25 protein-coding genes and 1 pseudogene are annotated in these 24,406 nt (G+C 39.9%); all 26 read right to left on the reverse strand.

Going from position 1 to position 24,406, the window contains the following annotated elements; translation table 11 throughout:
- Positions 1–176: 176 nt before the first annotated feature.
- Complete coding sequence (locus ACIQ7N_RS01210) at positions 177–971, reverse strand: menaquinol-cytochrome c reductase cytochrome b/c subunit (protein ID WP_132359224.1); 795 nt, start codon at positions 969–971, stop codon at positions 177–179.
- A 42-nt stretch (positions 972–1,013) separates the two neighbouring features.
- Positions 1,014–1,688 carry a menaquinol-cytochrome c reductase cytochrome b subunit gene (qcrB, locus tag ACIQ7N_RS01215; RefSeq protein WP_053482547.1) on the reverse strand — a complete coding sequence of 225 codons (675 nt, stop codon included), beginning with the start codon at positions 1,686–1,688 and terminating at the stop codon, positions 1,014–1,016.
- Between the two features lie 14 nt (positions 1,689–1,702).
- Positions 1,703–2,209 (reverse strand): Rieske (2Fe-2S) protein, encoded by a 507-nt coding sequence (locus tag ACIQ7N_RS01220; RefSeq protein ID WP_132359226.1) that lies wholly within the window; start codon positions 2,207–2,209, stop codon positions 1,703–1,705.
- Positions 2,210–2,363: 154 nt separating this feature from the next.
- A complete protein-coding gene (locus ACIQ7N_RS01225) occupies positions 2,364–2,813 on the reverse strand; it encodes a DUF2487 family protein (protein ID WP_132359228.1) in 450 nt (149 codons plus the stop codon).
- Between the two features lie 240 nt (positions 2,814–3,053).
- Positions 3,054–3,611: a ReoY family proteolytic degradation factor gene (locus ACIQ7N_RS01230; RefSeq protein ID WP_402929705.1), complete on the reverse strand. Its 558-nt coding sequence runs from the start codon at positions 3,609–3,611 to the stop codon at positions 3,054–3,056.
- A gap of 14 nt (positions 3,612–3,625) precedes the next feature.
- Positions 3,626–4,894 carry a tetratricopeptide repeat protein gene (locus ACIQ7N_RS01235; protein ID WP_274067680.1) on the reverse strand — a complete coding sequence of 423 codons (1,269 nt, stop codon included), beginning with the start codon at positions 4,892–4,894 and terminating at the stop codon, positions 3,626–3,628.
- An 83-nt stretch (positions 4,895–4,977) separates the two neighbouring features.
- Positions 4,978–5,100 carry a hypothetical protein gene (locus ACIQ7N_RS01240; protein WP_402929706.1) on the reverse strand — a complete coding sequence of 41 codons (123 nt, stop codon included), beginning with the start codon at positions 5,098–5,100 and terminating at the stop codon, positions 4,978–4,980.
- Positions 5,100–6,386: a 3-phosphoshikimate 1-carboxyvinyltransferase gene (gene aroA / locus ACIQ7N_RS01245; RefSeq protein ID WP_402929708.1), complete on the reverse strand. Its 1,287-nt coding sequence runs from the start codon at positions 6,384–6,386 to the stop codon at positions 5,100–5,102. Before aroA ends, ACIQ7N_RS01240 begins: the two co-directional genes overlap by 1 nt.
- A 77-nt stretch (positions 6,387–6,463) precedes the next feature.
- Complete coding sequence (locus ACIQ7N_RS01250) at positions 6,464–7,561, reverse strand: prephenate dehydrogenase (protein WP_402929710.1); 1,098 nt, start codon at positions 7,559–7,561, stop codon at positions 6,464–6,466.
- A complete protein-coding gene (gene hisC / locus ACIQ7N_RS01255) occupies positions 7,558–8,658 on the reverse strand; it encodes a histidinol-phosphate transaminase (RefSeq protein WP_402929712.1) in 1,101 nt (366 codons plus the stop codon). Before hisC ends, ACIQ7N_RS01250 begins: the two co-directional genes overlap by 4 nt.
- Positions 8,659–8,675: 17 nt before the next feature.
- A complete protein-coding gene (aroH, locus tag ACIQ7N_RS01260) occupies positions 8,676–9,044 on the reverse strand; it encodes a chorismate mutase (protein WP_248718461.1) in 369 nt (122 codons plus the stop codon).
- A complete protein-coding gene (gene aroB / locus ACIQ7N_RS01265; protein WP_402929714.1) occupies positions 9,041–10,132 on the reverse strand; it encodes a 3-dehydroquinate synthase in 1,092 nt (363 codons plus the stop codon). The genes aroH and aroB overlap by 4 nt, the downstream gene beginning before the upstream one ends.
- 1 nt (position 10,133) lies before the next feature.
- The gene (gene aroC, locus ACIQ7N_RS01270; protein WP_248718459.1) at positions 10,134–11,315 is read right to left on the reverse strand and encodes a chorismate synthase; all 1,182 of its coding nucleotides are present in this window, start codon (positions 11,313–11,315) and stop codon (positions 10,134–10,136) included.
- 419 nt (positions 11,316–11,734) lie between these two features.
- Positions 11,735–12,505, reverse strand: coding sequence for a CheR family methyltransferase (locus ACIQ7N_RS01275; protein WP_248718458.1), 771 nt, complete (start codon positions 12,503–12,505; stop codon positions 11,735–11,737).
- A gap of 84 nt (positions 12,506–12,589) precedes the next feature.
- Positions 12,590–12,797: pseudogene (locus ACIQ7N_RS01280) on the reverse strand (hypothetical protein).
- A 272-nt stretch (positions 12,798–13,069) separates the two neighbouring features.
- Positions 13,070–14,695 (reverse strand): long-chain fatty acid--CoA ligase, encoded by a 1,626-nt coding sequence (locus ACIQ7N_RS01285; protein WP_402929718.1) that lies wholly within the window; start codon positions 14,693–14,695, stop codon positions 13,070–13,072.
- 375 nt (positions 14,696–15,070) lie between these two features.
- On the reverse strand, positions 15,071–15,832 hold the full coding sequence (locus tag ACIQ7N_RS01290) for a 3-hydroxyacyl-CoA dehydrogenase (protein WP_402929720.1): 762 nt from the start codon (positions 15,830–15,832) through the stop codon (positions 15,071–15,073).
- 15 nt (positions 15,833–15,847) lie between these two features.
- Complete coding sequence (locus ACIQ7N_RS01295) at positions 15,848–16,996, reverse strand: thiolase family protein (RefSeq protein WP_402929722.1); 1,149 nt, start codon at positions 16,994–16,996, stop codon at positions 15,848–15,850.
- 571 nt (positions 16,997–17,567) lie between these two features.
- A complete protein-coding gene (locus tag ACIQ7N_RS01300) occupies positions 17,568–17,720 on the reverse strand; it encodes a nucleoside-diphosphate kinase (RefSeq protein ID WP_103977625.1) in 153 nt (50 codons plus the stop codon).
- Between the two features lie 186 nt (positions 17,721–17,906).
- Positions 17,907–18,155: a hypothetical protein gene (locus ACIQ7N_RS01305; protein ID WP_402929724.1), complete on the reverse strand. Its 249-nt coding sequence runs from the start codon at positions 18,153–18,155 to the stop codon at positions 17,907–17,909.
- Between the two features lie 242 nt (positions 18,156–18,397).
- Positions 18,398–18,994 (reverse strand): hypothetical protein, encoded by a 597-nt coding sequence (locus ACIQ7N_RS01310; RefSeq protein ID WP_402929726.1) that lies wholly within the window; start codon positions 18,992–18,994, stop codon positions 18,398–18,400.
- Between the two features lie 196 nt (positions 18,995–19,190).
- On the reverse strand, positions 19,191–19,811 hold the full coding sequence (locus ACIQ7N_RS01315; RefSeq protein ID WP_402929930.1) for a recombinase family protein: 621 nt from the start codon (positions 19,809–19,811) through the stop codon (positions 19,191–19,193).
- Positions 19,812–20,205: 394 nt separating this feature from the next.
- Complete coding sequence (locus tag ACIQ7N_RS01320; RefSeq protein WP_402929728.1) at positions 20,206–20,592, reverse strand: phBC6A51 family helix-turn-helix protein; 387 nt, start codon at positions 20,590–20,592, stop codon at positions 20,206–20,208.
- Positions 20,593–20,717: 125 nt separating this feature from the next.
- Positions 20,718–23,180, reverse strand: a complete 2,463-nt coding sequence (locus ACIQ7N_RS01325) for a phage tail protein (RefSeq protein ID WP_402929730.1) — start codon at positions 23,178–23,180, stop codon at positions 20,718–20,720.
- Positions 23,171–23,515 (reverse strand): hypothetical protein, encoded by a 345-nt coding sequence (locus ACIQ7N_RS01330; RefSeq protein WP_402929732.1) that lies wholly within the window; start codon positions 23,513–23,515, stop codon positions 23,171–23,173. The genes ACIQ7N_RS01325 and ACIQ7N_RS01330 overlap by 10 nt, the downstream gene beginning before the upstream one ends.
- An 87-nt stretch (positions 23,516–23,602) precedes the next feature.
- The gene (locus tag ACIQ7N_RS01335) at positions 23,603–24,394 is read right to left on the reverse strand and encodes a hypothetical protein (protein ID WP_402929734.1); all 792 of its coding nucleotides are present in this window, start codon (positions 24,392–24,394) and stop codon (positions 23,603–23,605) included.
- Positions 24,395–24,406 lie beyond the last annotated feature (12 nt).

Here is a 24,406-nt window from a genome sequence, read left to right on the forward strand (position 1 = left end):
TTAGTACTACATAAATTCCCGGGACTGCCCAGCCACTTTTGAATATTTTAAATTTATCCTAATAAATATTATAGAACTAAAGAACATTTTTGTGGGAACTTTTTTAAAGTTGTAACAGTCACATTATTATATTAGAAGAAAAAAAGAGCCAGTTTCCTGACTCTTTTAAACTATACTTATTTATCTTCTTTTAAGCTCGCAACAAATTCAGCGATTTGCTTCGCTTCTTCATCGGTACCCTTGAATACACCAGGTGGCATTTTGCCTCGACCATTATGGATAATATCTTCAACTTCTTCAGCTGTTAGTGTATTACCAAGTAATTTTGGAGCAGCAGGGCCACCTTTTAAGTCAGCCGCATGACAGCCGATACAAGATTGAGCTGCGTCACTTGTTTCACCAGTCCAAATTTTATAACCTGGTAGTGATTCATCAATAGTAACATTAACTTCTTGTTCAATTGCGCCCATTGCTTTTTGAGCTTCCCAGTCATGGTTAGCAACTGCTTCCCATGTTAAGTAAAACATAGCTGCCAGAGTCAATAACATAAACGCTGTTGGTAACGGACGTTTAGATGGACGACGTTCTGGACTTTTATCTAAAAATGGCATTAATAATAGCGCTCCAAATGCAAGACCTGGAATTACAACAGTTCCAATAACATTATATGGACCTGAAGCATATGAGTATTTTAATAATTGATACAAGAATAAGAAGTACCAGTCCGGTAATGGAATGTACGCTCTTGTCGGATCAGCTGGTCCTTCAAGTGGTGATGGATGTGCAACTGTTAATATTAAATAAGCAATTAAAAATACAGCACCAACCATCCATTCTTTTAGTAAGAAGTTCGGCCAGAAAGCTTCCGTCTTACCTGGATATTCGGAATAATCCTTTGGAACGTTCGGCATTCTGTGATTCGCTTTAATACGAGAATCACCAACAAATTTCATTCCTTTTCCGCGATGCATTATGTCCCCTCCTTAAAAAAATCATCGAACCGTCAAGAACTATTACAACGGCCCTGAAATTCCTTGACGACGAATCATGATAAAGTGTGCTGCAAGTAATGCAAACAATACTGCAGGTAAGAAGAATACATGAATCGCAAAGAATCGTGTTAACGTTTGAGCACCAAGAATAGTTGAGTCACCCGCTAATAAGATTTTAATCCATTCACCGATAAACGGTACAGATGCAGCAATTTGGATACCTACTTTTGTAGCAAATAATGCTTTCATATCCCAAGGTAATAAGTATCCTGTAAAACCAAGACCCATCATTACACCGAAAATACCTACACCAACCATCCAGTTTAACTCACGAGGTTTCTTATACGAACCTGTAAAGAATACACGAAGTGTATGTAAGAACATCATTACGATTACTAATGAAGCTCCCCAGTGGTGCATACCGCGTACGATTTCACCAAATGCTACTTCGTTTTGTAAATAATAAACTGATTTCCAAGCATTCACTACGTCTGGTACATAGTACATTGTTAAGAACATACCTGATAGAATTTGAATTACTGTGATGAAGAAAGTTAATCCACCGAAACAGTAAACGAACGCTGAAAAATGATGTGCAGGGTTCACGTGCTCTGGCACTTCGTGGTCGGCAATATCACGCCAAATCGGTGTAATATCTAAGCGTTCATCGACCCAATCATAAATTTTATTTAGCACTGTTTTGTACCCCCTTACTTAACTAGAGTATTTGCATGAATTGGCCCAAGCGATAAATAACCATCTTCTTCTTTAACTTCATATTCATCCAATGGACCTAATGGTGGTGTTCCTGGTACGTTATTACCATTCTTCTCGTAGCGTCCACCATGACAAGCACAGAAGAATTGATCTGGGTGTGTTGAATCTGTTCCCCAGTCCACCATACATCCTAAATGCTTACAAACAGGAGATAATGCAACGATTTGATCGCCTTGTTTGAAAACCCATGCTACGTTTGTTACGTCTGATTTGTACCATGCATCAACTTGTTCAAATGTTAAGTCAACTTTAACAGGTTTGTCAGTAATATCAGCGATTTTATGCTCTGTTTTTACAAAGTTACCACCAGCATGACTTTGTAGTACTGGATCAATCGCAAAACGAAGCATTGGCATCAGCATACCTGCCGCCATAAAGCCACCTACACCAGTTAGTGTATAGCTTAGGAATTGACGACGTGAAACTCGATTATTACTCATTTTTTTCCCCCCTCTAACTTAAAGGTCAGTCCAACGGACATTCATTTACAAATAGTAATACTAGGACATATCTATGATATATCAACTCCATAGCTTGGTCAATATAGCATTCTGTGGAAAGCTGGAGAATGTGAACAATTATTGAAACTAATTGTTAAATCTGTGTCCATTTGGTCGAAAACATCGGAATCACTTGTCGCAATTGATCTTCGAGTATGGAGTTTTTCACGCCTTTATCCATGCTTTCTAACGGAATAGCTGGTAGCCAAATAACATTTACTTCATCTCCAATATTTGTCCAAAAATGGTCACAAGTAATGAAGAACACATGCTTAAAACCAGCATTATGTAATTGTGCCTCTAATTGCTTCGGCATATCTTCGTTTTTTAATGTTGCACTATACGTAAATGGTGGCATCAGTAATAAACGACCTTTAAACTGTTGTTCGATAAAAGATGTAAGCGATAACAAAAAGTCCACTTCTGTACCGCTCTGTTTCATTTTTTCAGGAGTTAAATCGACCGTTACGAGTGGAACAATTGCGGTATCGATAAATTCCTTCTGTGCCATAAACAATGTCACATCACTTGCATTAAAATACATCTCACAAACCTCCTCTTGTTGCATAAATCCATTTCGCCTTGGCGTAATTGCGTCCAGATTTTGAATTAAAAATCCGTGAAATCCTCCAGGGCTTTATCTTATGCAGTAGGTTACTGCACGAAAATAAAAAATGCCCTTTTCCACTCTTCAATAGGATAGCCAATAAAAAGTGAAAACAATCATTCACTTGTTATGTTATCATATTGAGGTAGATAAAGGACATTCCATTTTTACTTATAACTAACGTAAATTAGCCGTTTCCTTTAAAGCTTGTAACAAATTAGACAATTCATAAAAGCGCTCTGCATTTCCCTGATCGAGGGCTTCATCAATTTGCGCGAGTAATTTTTCTTCTTGGAATACGAGTAAGCTGTTGGAAAGCAGCTCTTCTGCCAGTAAGCGATCTTTTTCACTAACAATCAGTGCTTCTGGCATATAAGGGTTTTCTTCAAGAACTGCTAAGTATTGTGCACTTGGTGGTACATTTGGAAAATTCAATTGTATATACATATCTTCATGCTCGTGTAAACGTAAATCATGGAAGGATTTCTCAGCATCTGCTGTCATTACATTGCCTTTGTAAAAACGAAACGGCACTCCTGTTGAATCGACCGTTGACATAACCATTGCTCTAGGGCAATAGTGAGCTTCTTCAACAAATCGAATTCGTTTTAATAACTCATCATTACTTAATAAGTAATTCAAAATCCATACACACTCACGACGTTTCAATTGATAATTTTTTAAAAACCATCTAACAAATGCTTTTTTATCGACAACTGATACAGAAGCAGTCATACCCACTCCCTCCTTTACTCAAATTCTAAGGTTTCTAACTTCTCTTGCCACTCCAGTTCACCCGGCTGAATAGTTATTAATTGACCGAGCACTTCTTTAGCTTCTGAACGTTTTCCTTCCTCTAATAAGAAATAAACATACTTTTCTAAAAATGCTGCGTCTTCCTTAAAATCATTATATGCCAAACGGTAAAATTCGTATGCACGGTCGTACAATTCTAAATTTTCATATGCAACCGCAGCAAATGGGTATAAGGTGCTCCATTCAAAATCATTTTTTTGCAACGTTTCAAATAATTCTATTACATCCTCATGACGCTCTTGCTGTGCCAACACGGAGATTAATGCTAATACTGCCTCCATGTATTCAGGATCTAAGGCAATGGCTTCACGTAGATGCTGCTCGCCCTCAGCTGGCAAACCAGTTTTTAAAGCCATTTTACCGGCGAATAAGAATAAGGATTTATCGTATTCGTCACGCTTTAATCCTTCCAGAATGGCAGCGTATGCTTTTTTATTGTCCTCTGTCATGGCATAGCTCTCAGCTAGCAATAAATAGGCTGAAAAATAATCAGGGTCTAATTCTTTTAATTCCTCTAGTTGTTTAATGGCCATTTCATATTTTTGTGATTGAAAGGCTGAATACGCTGCACCAAATAAAACATCTGGCTTTACTTCATCTTCCAGTGCTTTTAAATAGTAATCTAAGGCCGTTTCATAGGCAGCTCCTGCACGATACACCTCAGCAAGCCGTTCTGTAAGACTAACCCCAGCAAATTCAACTTGTTGTTCATACAATTCTTCATATAGTCTCGCAGCCTCTAAGAAGCGACCAGTTTCAAATAAAAGCTCTGCTTTAGCAAATTGTAATAATGGTTCATCTGGTAATATAGATAGTGCCTCATTGATGCGCATTTCTGCTACTTCAAACAATCCTTGCATTTGATAATAATCCGCTAATACTAATAAAGCTTGAGGATATTCTGGAGCTGTCTCCTCTACTTCTAATAAAAAATCTAACGCTTCATCTTCATCGCCAAGTTCCATTAAGACATTTGCACGATCAATTTTCAACTGTGCCTCTTCTGGGAATAAAAATTGTAAATGCTCCAGTACACGATCAGCTTCTTTCATATATCCATACTGCATAAAAATTTCAGCTAGCGCATAAATGTCCTCTGGTAGCTCTTTCGTTAAAAATGTTTCAAGTAGCTGTTCAATTAATGCTAAGTCCCCTTGTTCAAGTGCTTGCATCATTTCAGTCATCGCATTGTTCACAGTCATTCACCTATTCTTTCATTAATACCTTTATGCTACAAAACATTTTCTCTCGAAACAAGAAAAAACTCCCCAAAAGACTTGGAGAGTCAAATATCAATTTCGCCTTGGCGTAATTGTAGCTGACGCTTTGCTTTCGCTACAGATAAATTGCCACAAAACGTGACAATACCTTTAGAGGTGGATTTTTCTACTGAATGAAGATATGACATTACTTTACTTCCTCTACATGCTCGAAAAACGATGGATAAGAAACAGCAATACATTCTGCGTCATCTAAAGTTACTGCCCCATCTGTTATTAGTGCTGCAACAGCACCCATCATTCCGATACGATGATCACCATAGGTTTTAAGGCTAGCACCACGTAATGGAGTTGGTCCTTCAATAATCATTCCATCCTTAGTAGCTTCAATATTAGCACCTAGTTTTTTCAATTCATCCACAACAGCCGTTATCCGGTCTGTTTCCTTCACTTTTAACTCCTCGGCATCCTTAATAATAGTTTTACCGTTTGCTTGCGTTGCTAATAAAGCTAGAATCGGGATTTCATCGATAAGACGAGGAATAATATCTCCCTCAATGGTAGTGCCTCTTAATGTTGACGTTTCAATTACAATTGTTGCCGTTGGCTCTGATTGGCTATCTTCATTTGGCATAAGTGTTAAAGATGCGCCCATATTATGAAGCACTTCGATGATACCATCCCGTGTTGGATTAATTCCGACATTTTCTAGCGTTATTTTACTATCCTCACAGATGGCTCCTGCTACTAAGAAAAAAGCCGCAGATGAAATATCACCTGGCACAGACACATGTGTCCCTGTTAAAGTTTGTCCTCCTTTTAATGAAATAACACCATCCACTTCCTCAACCTGTGCACCAAACTGACGTAGCATTCTCTCCGTATGGTCTCGAGATACTTCCATTTCTCGTACAATTGTAGTACCTTCAGCACGTAAACCAGCAAGTAAAACAGCTGACTTCACCTGCGCACTTGCAACAGGCATGTGGTAATCAATAGCTTGTAAGGCTGTACCTTGAATGGCTAATGGCGTATATTGCCCATTTGCCCTTCCAGTTATTTGTGCACCCATTTGACGTAACGGATCAATAACACGGCGCATCGGTCGCTTTCCTATAGACGCATCCCCTGTCATTACTGAATGTACAGTAGATCCAGCTAGAATCCCTAGCATTAAGCGTGTCGTTGTACCAGAATTTCCTGTGTATAGTACCTCTGTAGGTTCTTGCCACCCCTCTATACCAGGGCTGTCGATAGATACATTTGTTCCTTCTACGTCAATTTTCACACCGAGCTTGTGGAAGCAATCAATTGTACTTAAACAATCCTCACCTAATAAAAAGCCATCAACTGTTGTTTTCCCCGTTGCAATGGCTCCAAACATAACGGAACGATGTGAGATAGATTTATCACCTGGAATCGTTAAAGTCCCTTGTAAGGAAGGTTTATCATATTGTAATACTTTTTCACTCATCGTTTTCTTCCCTCCAATATGAAGATAGAAAGCGCCGTAATGCCGACGCTTTCTGTTACATAGGCATTTCCTAGTACCTATGAAATATATGTTTCATAATTAGCACGCTTTTGTATACACGCTGCGGCACGTTCACGGTCACTTTCACTTTGTAAGCTAATAACAAGAATCCCAAAAACGTCTTCTCGTGACTCGACGATACGTAAATTTGTAATACTAATCGCTTCGTCTGCAAGTAAGCCCGTCACCTCAGAAATAACCCCCGGATAGTCAGGAACATCAACATATAAGTCAAATGATGTGAACATTGCTCCTGCACTAATTGGTAATTCATCTCTTAGCTCTTTAGCAACAGCAAAGTATGTTTCTATGTCATCCGAGCTACCATTGAAAAGCAGCTCCTTCACACGACTCATTTCCTTTTCCCAGCCTTCTAGCTGTGCAATTAGCTCTTCTCGATTTTGTAATGTGATATCTCGCCATAAAATTGGATTGGACGAGGCAATACGCGTTACATCACGGAAGCCACCTGCAGCAAGTGAGCGTGTCATCGGATATTCCCCATTTTCTCCGCCCAATTGATGCACAAGAGAAGCGGCAACGACATGCGGAAAATGACTAACTACAGCTGTCATATGATCATGCTCACGAGCAGATACACTAACAACCTTTGCATGTGTAAATTTTAAGAGACTTTCAAGCTGTGCCATATTGACAATTTCTTCACCGGCGAGCGGTGTTAGCATATAATACGCATTTTCAAAAAGATGAGCCTTTGCAGCTAAAACACCGCTTTTATGTGAGCCTGCCATTGGATGTCCTCCAATAAAGGTAATGCCTAACTCACGTAGTTCCCCAGCCTTTTGCATAATTTTCTTTTTTGTACTTCCTGTATCTGTTACGATGACTTTATTTTTTAACGGCCATGTTTTTAATTGTTCCATCCATTCAAGCGTTGCGTTGACAGGAGTTCCAAAAATGATGACATCCACGTCGGCCACCACTTCTTTTGGATCTGTCACAATATCATGAACAATATTTAATGTTTTCGCATGCTCACGAGTTTTCGCATCCATATCATAGCCAATAATTTTTGTTTCTGGTGCCTTTTGCAATGCCAATGCAATCGAGCCTCCAATTAGGCCAAGCCCAATAACAAGCACGTTGCGTATCATGCAAAAGCTCCTTGCTCTTTTAGGACGTTTTCAAGGTGACGTAACAACGCTACATTTTGATCCTCAGTTCCGATTGTCACGCGGATAAACCCAGGTAATCCTAACGCATTTCCACTGCGGACTATAAAACCTCGTTTCATTAGCTCATTGAAAACAACATCACTATCAGTATTTGTATTAAAGAAAATAAAGTTCGTATCAGATGGGAAGTATTTTAAATTATGTTTCTCACAGAATTCAATATATTGTTTTTTACCTTTTTCATTTGCTTCACGGCAAGCATTAATATATTCTTGATCACTTAAAGCGATGGCCGCAACTGCTTGACTTAAAATTGTATTATTAAATGGTGCTCTTACTGGATCAAGCTTTGCAATTACTTCTGGTTGCCCAATTGCATAACCAACTCGGAAAGAAGCAAGACCGTATGCCTTTGAGAATGTACGCATTAATAGTACATTGGGAAACTCTTCAATTAAAGGTAGAGTATCTTTGTGACCAGGATGCGTTACGTATTCGATATATGCCTCATCTAAAACTACTAGCACATCATTTGGAACCTTAGCTAAAAATGCTCGCAACTCAATATCAGATATTACTACACCTGTTGGATTATTTGGACTACAAACCCAAACGATCGATGTATTATCATCAATTGCTTCTGCCATTGCATCTAGATCATGGGCACCTTCAATACAAGGAACTTTACGTACCTCTGCGCCTTCTATTTCAGCATTGTGCCAGTATTGGGAGAAGGATGGGTATGCCATCACTGTATTTACACCTGGATACAACAATGCACGCGTTATAATTGCAATGATATCGTCAGAGCCGTTACCAAAAAGAAGCTGTGTTTCCTTGACACCTAGATGATTTGCAACAGCTGTACGTAAATTTTGCGCATAGCCGTCTGGATAGATCGCATGATTTACTGAATTATTTTGTAAATAAGCAGTTACCTTAGGTGAGCACCCAAATGGGTTTTCATTAGATGCTAATTTTACGACTTCTTGTAAGCCATATTCACGTTGTACTTCTTCAATTGGTTTGCCAGGCTTATATGCTTGCATACCGTCCAATTGTTGTTTCCATTTCATCTTAAACATCTCCTCTATTATTTAGCTTGGGCTAAATCTGGTCTTAATTTCACTGCATCATTGAGATACAAGTGTTTTACATCCTTTTGTGCTACTTCCATATTTGCATGGATTAATACACGAATACAAAGTGGTAATGCGTTTGGCACGTCCATTTCATGCGTACACATGACAGGTACATATTGCCACCCGTCCATTAACCGTACAGCACGTGCCGGAAATGCTGACGTAATATCAGGTGTTGTAGATATTAATATAGAAGCAATATCATCTATTTCCACATTATTGGCTGCTACTACTTCACGCACTAATCTTGCTGTCTCATTCCATACAAGCTCTGGCTTGTCAGATTCAATTGTAATTGCTCCTCTAAGTCCACGAATCATACAAGCACCTCCGCTAATAGTTGTCGGAATTCGGCATCTACTTCTCTACACTCCGCTAAATCAATTGTTTGCATGAATGGTTTACCAATTTTCTCCAACAATACAAATTGTAAAATACCATACTCCGCTTTTTTATCTTTCATTAAATACTCTGTTAACTGTTCAAAGGAATATTCGTTTACAGCTTCAAATGGATAGCCATTCTTCACTGCAAACTGCAAAAATGCTGTAGTGAAGTTACGATCTAATTCACCGTATCGTTCACTTAATAATAAACAATATACGAGACCAATCATGACAGCCTCGCCATGTGCTACTTTTCCATATCCAGCGGCCGCTTCAATGGCATGCCCATAAGTATGGCCTAGATTTAAAAATTTTCGCACGGATTGCTCAGTCTCGTCCTCTGCTACTATTTGCGCCTTCACTTCAATGCCTTTTCTAAGCTGCTTCGCTAATTCTTCAGTCGTGAAATGAATAACTGTCTCTGCAGCCATTAATTCCTCTAACCACGCTGCATTAGAAATCATCGCATGCTTGATCACTTCTGCTGTTCCTGAACGTACCTCGCGCTCAGGCAAGCTTTCGATAAAGACAGTATCGTAAATAACTCCCTCAGGTTGATAAAACGCACCAATCATATTCTTTCCTAGCGGATGGTTAATAGCTGTTTTACCACCTACTGCTGAGTCATGCGCCAAAATCGTTGTTGGGATTTGAATAAACGGCACCCCACGCATATAAGTAGCTGCAACAAAGCCTGTTAAATCACCTACAGCTCCCCCACCGAATGCAAAAACAAATGATTTACGCGAGCATTTTTGTTCAAGTAAAAATGTTTGCGCTGCATTGTATTGATCAAAGGTTTTACATGCCTCACCACCCGGTAAGACAAAGACCTCAAAATGATAAGGGAAATTAGCCTTGAAATAATCTCCTTGTGCTGCCCACACATTAGCATCCGTAAAAACAATGAGCTTATCCGCTTTTTGAAGCTTATCATCAAATGCTTTTACTGCTTCTACTAAAAATTTATGCCCAAGGACAACCTCATATTGATGCGATTTCGTCGCTACTGGTACTCGCATATTAGAACCCCTTTGTATAACGACGATGTTCGTCGATTTGAGCTTTTAGTTGAGGTAATTGATCGCTATGGAATTGTTCCAATATTGCATTCGCTATTTCCCAGGCAATAACATGCTCAGCAACAACTGATGCTGCAGGTACTGCACAGCTATCAGAGCGCTCTACACTAGCTTTAAATGGCTCTTTCGTTTCAATATCTACACTTTGCAACGGTTTATATAAAGTAGGGATTGGTTTCATAACACCACGTACGACAATTGGCATTCCAGTAGACATTCCCCCTTCTAAACCACCAAGTCGGTTGGTTGCACGTGTATAGCCTTCTTCCTCTGACCAAATGATTTCATCATGTACTTCAGAGCCTTTACGGCGTGCCATTTCAAAGCCAATTCCAAATTCAACACCTTTAAATGCATTGATAGATAACATGGCAGCTGCTAATTTTGCATCTAGCTTACGGTCATAATGAACGTATGAACCGACACCAGCTGGCATTCCTTCAACGATGACTTCAACAACACCACCAATTGAGTCACCCGCTTTTTTCGCTTCATCAATTGCCTCCACCATTTTTGCCGAAGCCTCTGGATCAACGCAATAGCAAGGATCTGCTTCAACAATGGCACGAATTTCATCTGCAGATTTCCCTTCCACTACGGAAGTATCTGCCTTAATACCAACGATTTCTGTTACATGTGCCACAATGGAAATGCCTAATTCATTTAATAGCGCTTTAGCAACAGAACCTACTGCTACACGAACAGTTGTCTCACGCGCTGAAGAACGCTCTAGTACATTACGTAGATCACGGTGTCCGTATTTCATGCCTCCTACTAAATCTGCATGCCCTGGTCGAGGACGTGAAATTTGACGTTTGATATCTTCAGGATTCACATCTTCTGCTAACGGTTCTGCTCCCATAATTTTTGTCCAGTGCTTCCAGTCATCATTTGTGACGACGAGTGCTACGGGAGAACCAAGTGTTTGTCCATGACGAACACCAGCGACCACTTCCACTGTATCTGTTTCGATTTGCATACGGCGGCCGCGTCCATGTCCTCCTTGACGACGTTTTAAATCGTGGTTAATTTTTTCTGCTGTAATTGGTAAGAGCGACGGTAAGCCCTCAATAATTGTTGTTAATTGGGGTCCATGTGACTCTCCCGCTGTTAAGTAACGCATAAACGCTTTCTCCCTTCAACTCGCTAAAGTATGTATTTTTCACTATAACATATATTCTCTAAAAAAACAGTCCTTTTGCAAATGTCTTTTAACACTCATTTTAATTATTCGCAAATTCCGAATCATTGAAAGGACCTCCTATCGTTTCCGAAGTTACTTTAGATCGCAATGTTAAATTTGAATATTCTGAACGGTTTGTCCGAAAAAATTTCATCATCTCCACTAATTGTTAGTCTTCACCAATCAGTTAATTTGTAGTTGGAGTCTTACTGCCCGAGATGCGGCGTGATAACTAAAAAAATACGCTTTTTGCTTATATCAAGCGAAAAGCGCACGATTTATATCTATGTCTAAAGCTTCGGAAATATGTACATGACATTCATATTGTCTCTGTACGAATGCTTTTCTCCTATTATTAACTATTTTCGTTTATAAAAGAATGTATCTTCGACTTCAAACTCATAACGAGATGGATTAAAGATTTGCTCTGTTGATCCAACAAATAAAATTCCATCTTTACGCAATGCTTTACTAAAATTCGTATAAATCTGATCTTTCGCTTCCTCAGTAAAATAAATCATCACGTTGCGGCAAACAATTAAATCATAATTAGCATCGTAATGATCATTAAGCAAATTATGCTTCTTAAAAGTCACACAACGTTTAATCTCATCCTTGACCCTATAAAAGGAACCTTCTTGCTCAAAATATTTGGCTTTAATATCACTCGGCACTTCTGCTAATGAGCGCTCTGGATAGACACCTAATTTCGCCTTTTGAATTACATTTTCATCTAAATCAGTAGCAATGATTTGAATTTGAGATAATGGCACTAATTGAGATAATACCATGACTAAAGAATAGGGTTCTTCACCCGTTGAACAAGCAGCACTCCAAATTTTCAGACGCTTATTAGATTGCAGTAATTTCGGAAATATTTTTTTCTGCAACACTTCCCAGCGCTTCCCATTACGATAAAATTCGGAAACATTGATCGTCATGCGATCTAAAAACTCATTCATTAAATCACGATCTTGTTCAAGTACCTTTAGAAAGTCCACAAAATTACGATATCCCTTTTTCTCATACAGAGATGTTAATCGTCTTTTCATTTGCGCTTCTTTATATAACGCTAAATCTATTCCTGTTTTGCGCTTTATACCTTCTATAAATTGTTCATAATCAGACATGCGGTCTTCTTCCCCTCTAGCTTCGTATTTCCATTATAGCGGAAAAGTGCCATTCCTGAAATAGTCTTTCACATGAAATCCAAGTTACTTAGTTGAGTTTTGTTTTTCCTCTAACAATAACACTTTGGATTGCTCTAATTCTAGACGTAATTTTTCTGTCTCCAACGTATACGTTTCTAATCTTAGCTTCTCTAGCTCTACTTCCTTTTCAATAGCCTTCAATTTATTTTTTTGTATGTGTATCTGTAAAAATACCTGCTAAACAAATAACTACTCCTGCAATAATCCCCATCTCTGCTATCAATACGTCCACACCCTTTCATTAATAATGATTATACGGCAAAATGGAAAAAATAGTTTCATTTTTCTTTTTATTCTTTCATTAATTCAGCTAAAATATTCTCTTTACCGTTCGTTAAACGTAGCTAGATCTCGGCATAATTGCGTAAGGAATAGACTTTTTGCTAGTACAAAGCCGAACCCCCCCGTTATGGGTATAAGCCTATATATGTTTTACGTAAAAAATGAAGGTAGTTAGTCACCACCTTCATTTTTTATAGTTTCCTAAACCTCTATTCGATAATCCCTTAATTCTTCTCGTAATTTCACCTTCATGAATTTTCCTACAGAAGTTTTCGGTATTTCATTTAAAAATACTACATCATCAGGGATCCATGTTTTATGGAATTGCGATCGTAAATCTTCTAGTAGCTCGGATTTCGTAATGGAATCCTTATATTCGGGCTTTGGTACAACACATGCTAAAGGTCGTTCAATCCATTTTTCGTGGGGAATGGCTATAACAGCAGCCTCAAACACTTTAGGATGGGACATCAAAGCATTTTCAAGCTCTACTGAAGAAATCCATTCTCCACCGCTTTTAATTAAATCTTTTGTACGATCTGTAATTTTAATATAACCATCTGCTGTCACTACAGCAATATCACCAGTGTAAAGCCAGCCATCTTTAAAGGCTTCCTTTGTTCGTTCATCGTTATAATACTCGGCTGCAATCCACGGGCCCCTAATTATCAATTCGCCCATTGTTTTGCCATCCCAAGGGACTTCACCGTTTTCATTGACTACGCGTGTTTCAATAAGCGGTACTGTTATTCCTTGCGTAATACGAACATCCATTTTTTCATCCATCGTATAATCTTGCATATGTGTTAAATACGTCGAAATACTAACAAGCGGCGATGTCTCGGTCATACCGTAGCCCGTCATGTAAGGAATTTTAAGCTCCTCCTCAAAGCCACGAGTTAGACCGAGCGGCGATGCTGAGCCTCCACATACAATCAACCGTATCGAAGACAAATCACGAGGATTTTTACGTTGCTCCTGCAATACCCCAAGCCAAATTGTCGGTACTCCTGCAGTCAGTGTTACCTTATAAGTTTCAATTAAATCAAGTAATAGCTGTGGTGTAAACATTGGCCCTGGTAGTACCTGAGTAGCACCAAATAATACACCAGCAAACGGAAATCCCCATGCATTTGCATGAAACATCGGTACGACAGGTAATAAAACATCAGCCTCGCCTATTGCAATACTATCGGAGAGTCCTGCTGCCATAGTATGGAGGACAATACTACGATGCGTATACACTACACCCTTTGGCATTCCTGTAGTGGCACTTGTGTAGCACATGCCAGCAGGTGTATTTTCATCTAAATCATCTGGAAATCTAAAATTCTCATTTGCTTCTTCGAGTAATGCCTCATAAGATAGAGCATTTGGTAATGGGATGTTATCAAGCACAACCTCATCTCCCATTACGATAAAATACTTTACCGATTTAAGCTGTGAGACAATCGGTGCAAGAAGTGGAACTAAGTTATCATCAATTAGTAATATTTCATCTTCTGCATGGTTAATAACATAAGCAATATGCTCAGGGGCTAATCGAATATTTATCATATGCAAGACAGCCCCCGCACACGGGACTGCAAAATATGCTTCTAAATGACGGTGGTGATTCCAAGCAAAGGTACCTACCTTCATACCTCGCTCCATTCCTAGCTTTGTAAGGGCATCTGCTAGCTTACGAGTTCGTTTTACATAGTCTTTATATGTAAACTCGTGAATTAATGTAGAGCTTGTCCGCGAATATATTTTTTTCGCATGAAAAAATCGTTCTGCTCGATCCAAAAAACTTGTTAATAATAAAGGTGTATTCATCATATGCATAGTAACGCTCCCCTTTGTTTATATAAATTTTTGAATCGTCCAAGGCTGACTGCTACTACCAATAATTACATATAAAAGGATCATCACCAAAACGTGTGGTTGATTTCCGTTTCGGCTGGGGCTTTTTTGCTGACGCGTAGGGCACAGCTCCATGGGGGCGTCCGAGGAGTCGACCAGCCCCCACTCAACTTATTTCACCCACAACTCTTAGTGTGAACCATATAAAACAAGTCATTTTTTCGCTCGCTGCCGCAGGACAAATACCTTTTAACTTTCCGTGCTTCCCAAATGCGTAATCACAGGAGCCTTTGCCCATTCTCATTTCCGTGAACAGCCTAGCTTATTCAGTTTGAGGCGAGCACCTTGAAATCCCCCCTATTTTGGCTGCATACGAATCGCACCGTCCAAGCGGATTACTTCACCATTTAATAAACCATTTTTGATAATACTTTCGACTAATAGCGCGTATTCTGATGGCTTCCCAAGTCGTTTAGGGAACGGTGTCATTTGGGCAAGTGCTGTTCTTGCTGGCTCTGGTAACGATGCAAACATTGGTGTCTCTACTAACCCTGGAGCAATAGTCATAACACGCACCCCAATTTCAGCAAGCTCCCTAGCAATCGGCAAGGTCATCGCTGCCACACCACCCTTTGACGCACTATATGCTGCTTGTCCTATTTGTCCATCAAATGCTGCCACAGATGCCGTATTAATAATAACGCCACGCTGACCATCCTCGTTTGGTTTATTATGTTGCATCTTCTCAGCTGCTAGGCGAATAACATTGAAAGTACCAATTAAATTTACAGAAATCACTTTTTCGAATAAATCAAGGGCATGTACACCACGCTTTGAAAGTACTTTACTTGCATCAGCAATTCCAGCACAATTCACTGTGACATTAATGGCCCCAAACTTTGCAACTGCTTGCTCAAGACCTGCCGCTACATGAGCTTCTTTTGTGACATTTACACGTGCATATTCGACATTCTCCCCTAGCTCCTCTACTAGTGCATGTCCTCGCTCGGCATTAAGATCAAAAATTACTGCTTTACCACCCTCCGCTACAATTTTACGAACCGTCGCCTCTCCTAAACCAGATGCTCCCCCTGTTACAACTGCTATTACGTCATTCATCAAACACAACCCCTTTTACATTTTTTCAATAATAGTGGCATTCGCCATTCCCATACCTTCACAAATTGCTAGTAAGCCATAACGCAAATTTTCTCGTTCCATTCTGTATAGCATCGTTGTTAACAGTTTTGTACCTGATGCTCCTAATGGATGCCCCAAGGCAATAGCTCCTCCATCTGGATTTAATTTATTTGGATCTGCGCCAATTTCATGTAACCAAACAAGTGGTACTGGCGCAAAAGCCTCATTCACTTCATACGTATCCATTTCCTCTATCGTAAGACCTGAACGTTTTAGCGCTTGTCTAGTTGCTTCAATTGGACCAGTTAGCATTAACGTCGGATCTGAGCCAACAACAACCCTTGAAACAATTTTAGCAAGCGGTTGGATGCCAAGCTCTTGTGCCTTTTCTAAAGACATTATAACTACCGCTGAGGCACCATCACTCATTTGACTGGCATTACCGGCTGTAATCACACCATCTTCCTGGAATACTGTTTTAAGCCCATTCAATTTATCAACTGTCGTTTCTGACCGAGGACCCTCATCAACAGAAAACGTTGTAACTGCGCCGTCTTCTTGCGTAACTTGGACAGGCAGTATTTCCTTTTTAAAATGGCCCGCCTCAATTGCAGCTAATGCTCGTCTATGACTATTGTAAGCATAGTTATTTAGCTGTTCTTTTGATAAGTTCCATTTTTCCGCTATTTTCTCAGCTGATAACCCTTGATGTATAATTGTGTAGTTGTCTTGTAATCGTTTACCTGTATGGGCACCCTTCATGTTAGAACCCATTGACACCCTCGACATGCTTTCAACCCCACCAGCAATAACAATATCCATATCCCCTGCTAAAATAGCCTGTGCTGCAAAATGTACAGCCTGCTGACTTGAGCCACATTGACGATCAATTGTCACACCTGGGACACTATCCGGAAAGCCTGCCATTAATAATGCAGTACGCGCTATATTTGCGCCCTGTTCAGCAGTTTGCGTTACACAGCCAAAGATTACATCCTCCACCTGATCCTTATTGATACCTGCTCGTTGCACTACTTCCTGCAGAACATCTGCAGCTAAGTCGTCTGCTCGAACATTGCTTAATGCCCCTTTACTTCTGCCAACCGCTGTACGAACAGCTGATACAATCACAACTTCTCTCATAAAAAAATCCCCTTTGTACTGTCATCTCTCATTTCCTATCATCCAATGTATTTAGATGTTATGAAATATATTCTTGATTATTAAGCTAAACAATTATGCCGAGGCATAATTGGAAGACACTTTGCTTTCGCTACTGAAAATATTTGCCGCTGTCGTGCAGATAAACAAGGCGTCCGGAATCGGCTTGTGCTTAGGCCTACAGATGTTTTTTGTGCGAAAGCGCAGCGGCATAAGAGCCTACATGATGTCGGTCATTTTGGTAATGCCACAAGACGTGGCGTTTTTTACCGATGCATGTCAGTTAGCTGTTATCGCATGAGTGTGATATATTTGGCTAACAGATCTTTATTTCTCCTTTCCGATTCCAAGACATCCACCTTAATTATCAGAATATTATATCTTTTATTTTACATGACTAAGAATTATTTAACAATTCTATATATGTATCTAGAAAATTCTATCCACTGTTTTAGTAGATCCGGCCACTGTTTTAGTAGATCCGGCACCCTTTTAGAGCAAAAAAAAAAAAGCAATCTCAAATGAAATTGAGATTGCTCTTTAAGTTTGCGAATTAAACTAAATCTTCACCGAAGAATAGGCCGATTTCACGCTCAGCAGAAGCTAGTGAATCAGAACCGTGGATGATGTTGTGAGAAACAGTTGTTGCATAGTCACCACGGATTGTACCTGGGTTCTCGTTATTCTTATCGGATATAAAATTAATTACCGGATATTATCAGATTAGTATGTCGGTTATAATAATCGAATTGTACGTGAGGCATACTTGGTTTTACCCTCTACGTTTCAAATATACACTATCCATATATCGGTAAGCAAGCGTAAGTTTCTTCTATTATAATAGACGCTTAATCGACAATAATCGCGTTTATTAAAAGCAAGTAATAAACGATTATTTATGCGGAAAATACAATTTTTTCGCTTGGTCTGCTATCAATGCTTCTACGTCAAACGCCTCTGTTTTACGAAGAAAGTAGTCGATTAATTCGATTTCTCTCTCGGTATATTTGCGCCATTTTCCAACGAAATCAGCAAAGCCCTCTATTCTAGCTACAAAATATTCCGTAATTTGAACAAGCTTTCTGTCACTGATTTTTAGTTTTTCTTGTACGTACTTCCCTGTATAAATTCGATCATCCATAATAATTCACCTCGTTACCTTAACGAATATTATCGTAAAATATCATGTTATTAAATACGATTATTTTACTTATTTTCATCGATAATCACTTTCCCGAAAGTCCTTATAACGTTAGGAGTTATTAGACTTTTGCACATCTATTTTCAAACGTAGTTAGGACGATCAACTATCCGATTCAACGATTCTCGATGCGTTTGACAGCGCAAAAAAGAACGATCAAGCCGAAGCTCAATCGTTTTAGTTTATTTTATTTTGTTTGCTTTACGTTTTAATTTCTCGATGCGACCTTCGTAGCCGCCTTTTGTACCATCATTTAGATTATAAATTAATGCTTCTTCTGCTACGGATATTGCATCTTGTACGCGTCCTTGCTTCTCGTATAGAATCGCTAATCGTTTAAACGGAAACAAGTCCTGTGCCCCATTAAAGATGCGATCTTCTTTAATCGATTTAATCATCGGCAATACTACGAGTGCGTAACGCTCACATGCTATGTAATCCCCTTCTTTATACGCTAGTTCAGCTAAGTCACGAAGTGAAAAGTATCGATCAACATCATTATTGATATATTTGATTGACTCTAAAAGCAACTTTCGTTTTAAATTGCTGTTACTTCCTTGAGACATTGACCAGAGGAATTTCCATCTATCTCCGACATAAGTTCGGTCTCCTTTATCAAGATCGTCACGTCTGTACGGCTTACCTGTCGTTAATTGATACGGATGAGCCAGCGAATCTTTTATCTCCTCGATTTCCGACTCAGATAACGTACTATAAAAATCCTCTAACGCTAAATGACGGATAATTCCGCCTGGCTTCTTCTTAAAAATGGATAACATTTACATCCCTCCTACCTATTTATTCTACTTATTAATTATTTTTCCTTTTATAGCCCCCAAATGAAAAAATATTGCGCGCAAGGTCAGAACGGCAGATGACGCCAGCCAGAATCGAGGCCTTTGGGGGTCACGCACTTTCAACGCAAAAAAAAGAACGACCAACAAACGAGGTTTAATTCGTTCATCGATCGTTTTGCTATCGTTTTATTCCTTCACGTTCAAGCAGTCGATAAATTGTTCCCGTCCCAACTTTGTAAGTCTTGCGAATGTCTGCGATCGATACGCCGTCTTGATAATCTTTAATGATTGCGTTGCGTCTGACTTCTTCTTCTCCGCCTTCAACTAACTTCGTTTTACGTCCTTTAAACTTCCCTTTGGCTTTAGCGATTTCGATTCCTTCACGCTGACGACGCTTATTCTTCTTACGCTCTTGCTCCGCAACATATGCCAACATCGATAGGAATTGATCCTCTAATAGCTTACCGATGTCACCCATAGACTTAAACCGTCTACTATCGAATAGCTCTGCATTGGACGTTATAATGATGTCCGCACCTACCTTCCGTGTGATATACTTCCACTCGTCAATTACATCGTCATATGACCGCCCTAATCGATCCAAGTCGTCCATATAGATTAAGTCGCCACTTTGTATGATGCTGCGTAACTCTTGATATTGCGGACGGTTCGTATCCTTCCCCGACGCTTTATCGACGAATACATTCTTACGCTCAACGCCTAGCTCCTTCATTGTCGCAAGCTGACGAGCCTCGTTCTGCTCAACTGTAGATACACGTACATAACCGTAAGTTGTCATCGTATTACCGCCTTTATCCGTTATTGTTACCAATATCGTACCAATAATTACGGTAACAGTCAAACGGTAATTTAAGAATAGTGCCATATCAACGATTGTAAGCATTCATTTTCGTTACCAGATAAGTGTACTCTATCGGTAATGAACCCCTTGAGTTTCGGACCGCCCCGTCCAATCCGACTGCCTGCCCGGCGTATCTGCGTTAACATTACGTTATCTTACTTATGTAAATCGCACAAAATCCGCGTTCCTTCTATTATATGAGCGTTAAAACTGCGTCAATATCGCGAAGTAATGTGACTTCCCAAAGTGTTTTAAGGGCGCGTCCATAAAAAGCGTCTGCCCGATATTTCACGCCCTAAAACGTTCTCAAAAAGAGTAAAAATGTAACATTTTATAATAGCGGTAAATCGTGGATTATATCCTCCAAGTTACGATACCCGTACCATCCTCCGCATAATTCCGCTAATGAAAACACTCGACGTCGCGTTATTCTATTGTACTCATTTCTCGTATGTTTAAATGCCTTATCAAGCAACCTATCGCACTCCTTTTGAAACGTCTTATCCTGCGTGCGCCAGCGATATAATGTCATGCGCGTAATTTTACATAGGAACGCCACTTCTTCCATCTTTATATAGCCGCTATTCTGTGCTAGAAGGACAACCGCCCGTATCTTCTTTTCTTTTCCGTTAAATTTCTCTCGTAACCTGGCGATGTCCTTATCACTTACAAGATACGGCTTAACATTGCGCTGCCCTACGATTAATCGTTCGTACATAACATCCCTCCTTAAGTTATTACGCAATTAGGCATAAAAAAAGATGGCAAGCACGCTATAAAAGCCGATGCCTGCCATTTGTTTAAACGTTATGCCGATCCTTTAACCAAAACTCAATGCGGTTCTTAGCCAACTTGTGTCGCCTGCCTTTCGATTAATTTCGCTAGTTGATACGCAACCTTTTCAATATCTGCTTCTTCACGAACGGTGAACTGATTGCCGGTAATAACTACGCCACCCGAACCGTTTCCACCTTTGCCTTCGGAATATTCCCGATTCTCACGCGCAGTTAATACGCGTTCGCCTTTGTGGAGACGCGCTGAATATCCGTCATATGGAACGGAATCTAATCCGCTGTAGTGCGATTTCTTGCCACCTTTACCGCCACCAGCACCGAACATGTTTCCGACAAATGAAACGGTTGAACTGATACCATTAGTTACCCAATCCGGCAACTTAACGCTGCTGATAAAGCCGAAGAAATCCTTTATATGTCCGTATACATTCGAAATCCATCCGCCGAGAGATTCGAATGCACCTTGTACTATTTCTAACGCTCCTGTAAGCGCATCAAACGCATTTTTAACGCCAGACAATATAAAGTCGACTAATGGAACGAGGATGTTATCCCATAACCATTTAATTACGGTAGATAAAGCCTCGAATCCTATAGCAAGTAAAGAGAGAATCGGCTGAGCAATCGCCCACAAAGTCGAGAATAGCTGAATTAAGAACGAAATGGCCGGTAAAATAACGTTGTTAAATACGATCATCGCAACATCGCCGAGCACCTGTAGTATATTCCAAAAACCGCTCAAGAACGGTTCAATAATCGACCATGCACCTGTTATTACGTCTACTAACGTGTCCCACACTTTGGAGAAGATTTCTTTCAAACGGTCAAACGTCGTAGACATCTGCGATATTTTTTCGGCTATATATTCGCGGACTTCTCCGAATTTAGATTTAACGTTATTTACAAATTCCGAGATTTTCGATACGATTCCGTTAATCTGACCGTCTACTTTTCCGGCAGTCTCCGACGAGAAACCTAGCGCAGTTAGTAGGTCTACCGTGCCACCGCCAGTAACCAACGTTCCTATGCCGTCGAATACGCCTTTTACCATATCGAATGCGTCTTTTAGTTTGTAGGAGAAACTGATAACTAATCGAATTTGATCTTCACTTAGTCCGGCTGATTCGAGAATGTTCCTTGCGTCTCCATATTTGCCGTCAAATATTTTAGATGCTGCCTTAAAAGAACTCTTGATTTTATCAAACGCATCTTTTAAAGAGTATGAGAATCTTAGAATTGTTTGTATTTGGGATTCGCTAAATCCGGCATCTTCGAGCAGATTTCTTGCTGTTCCGTATCCTTTAAGACCGTTGTTAAATACCTCAGATACGGCTTTAAATGCGCTACCGATAGCGTTAATGGCATTTTGGAGTGGTTCGCTATGATCGTAAAGAGCTTTGAATCCAACTACTACCGCAGATATTCCAAAGGCGATCAGTGAGATTGGATTCGCTAGCATTGATATAGCTCCTATAGCAATTAATGCCCCAGCAAATGTAGCGACTGCTCCTGCTGCATATAAGATTGGCTCACGCCACTTCCAGACGAATTTTCCGAAGGCTATTGCTTTGTCTACTAAGCTTGCCAACATTCCGTCAAGTTTGGCTGCTAAACCATCTAGGTCAGCTTTATCTAACACCTCGACGATTTTCCCTAAAGTTGCGCCTAATTTAGAGTTACCCATCTTCCCGACTTGCCGCATGAACTTTCCGACTCGTTCTTGTATTTGTGCCCAATATCCGAGACTTGTCTCTCCCATTGATGATACCGTTTTTTGGGTAATTCCCATGCCATCTAGCATCTTATTAATCTCCGCTATTTGTTGCGGAATTGCTAACTTTTTAATACGATTTAGTTCACCTTTATTTAGTCCGAAGCGTTCAACCATCGATAACGAATCACCTTGCCACATCTCTTTTAACGCAAAAGTTGCCCCCTCAGTACCTTGCGTAGGATCAAGCACCATTAACCGCTCGATAATTGACCATGCTTTACCTAATTCATCGACATTTTTAGTCATCGCTACTAGCGATTTAGATGACGCTAGCATGTCGGTAGAATTAAGCAACGGTGAATCTATTGCCATCTTATCGACTAACTTCATGTACGCATTGGACTTTTTATCATCGTTAAATATCGCCTTGACTGCGACCTCTGACTGTTCATAGCGTGCTGCATTGCCAATTGTCGCGTCGAATGCTTTAGCTGCGCCTTGTGCCGTTAGATATGCTCCGGCTAGTCCAATAAGTGTGCTTTGAGCACCTTTTAATGACGCACTTAAACCGTTAGAACTTACATGTAATCGGCTAACTTGCGTAGCGAACTCGCCCAGTTTACTCGAAGCTGATGTCGCAGAAGAACCCAACTGACTAACTGATTTTTTCGTTTTCGATACGCCTTCGCTAACAATACGACTTGATTGGTTCATAGTATCCATCATCCGCGTAAGTTTACGCATTTGCGCCGAACCTTGGTCACGCATCTTAAATACGGCTGTTAAATTTATGGCCATTGGATGCGATCAACTCTCTTTGCCACTATTTCCGCTAAACGATCAGCTTGTTGACTTGCTGCGATATATCGTTTGCGTGCGCTCACATCTCCATTTGCATATTCGATTGCAGCATTTAATGCCTCTAATCGCTTTCGAGCGTGATTAGCTTGTATTCGGTCACTCATTGCGATTGTTAGAAGTGGCAAACGTAATTGCTCAGCTTGCTTAACTTTTAATTTCGAAATATTACCGTGCATTTGCTCTACTTCAACTACAAACGTAGCTGCAGCGAGTATTACTTCGTTATCGCCTAGTATTTGCGTTACTTCCTGTCTGCGTTGATTTATTTTCATTTCTCGCACCCTCCTTGCGTTTTTTGCATATAAAAAAGACACAACGTTTGATTTTAAAAAAACGTCATGCCTTGCGTTAATATTGCGTTATTCAGTTTGTTCTGTTTCTTCTTCAAATTCACCGTAACTATGCTTTGATTTTTCATCGGTGTCACCTGCAGCTAATCGCGCTAATTCAGCTTGTGGGTCGTTTGCATTTTTAGCTGCACGGCGCCCTATTACACTTTGAAGGCTTTGGAAAGACTGCGATTGTGTTATCGTTAAAACTAGCGGTTTATTATCCTCAATATCTAAGACTTGCTGTGCATACCGCGTTTCGTCTGTCGTTGCGTTATGCTTTGCCATCTCGTATGCCTGCGCTAATTTCGTTTTAATATCTGCACTCGGCGTATTTGTGAAAGGTGCGATTAAGTCACTATAATGCAATGCTACTTGCTGTGCAAAATAAGCGTCTGATTGTGATCTCACAAATTTTTCGATTTCTTCTGCTGCGCTCTTTTGATCGGGAATTAATGCAGTACGGACTTTTAAATCACGTAACTTCGACTCAAAAGCCGCTTTTTGAGCAGCACTACCTGTAAATTCAATCGGCGTTGAAACGACTTCTAGTGCGAACTTTTTAGCGTCTGCGACATACTTATCATATTTAGTTCTGATGACATCCATTTCACGTAAAAAGCGTTCTGCGTAGAACTGTCGAATAGCCTCATTTTCAAAGTGTTTGCCTTCAGGGCTTAGGCGTGCGTCGATTTTAACTTTGTGATATTCTTCGCGTGTTTCACTGATAGTTCTCGCTTGCAATTGCTTTGCTTGTTGCTTCAATTCTTCTGCTTTCTGAATGTATTCCTCGATAAGTTGTTTTTTCGTTGTTTTTGTCATATTTCCAATCTC

It is taken from the genome of Lysinibacillus sp. NPDC095746 (genome assembly GCF_044763535.1).
In the GTDB taxonomy this organism is placed as follows: Bacteria; Bacillota; Bacilli; order Bacillales_A; family Planococcaceae; genus Lysinibacillus.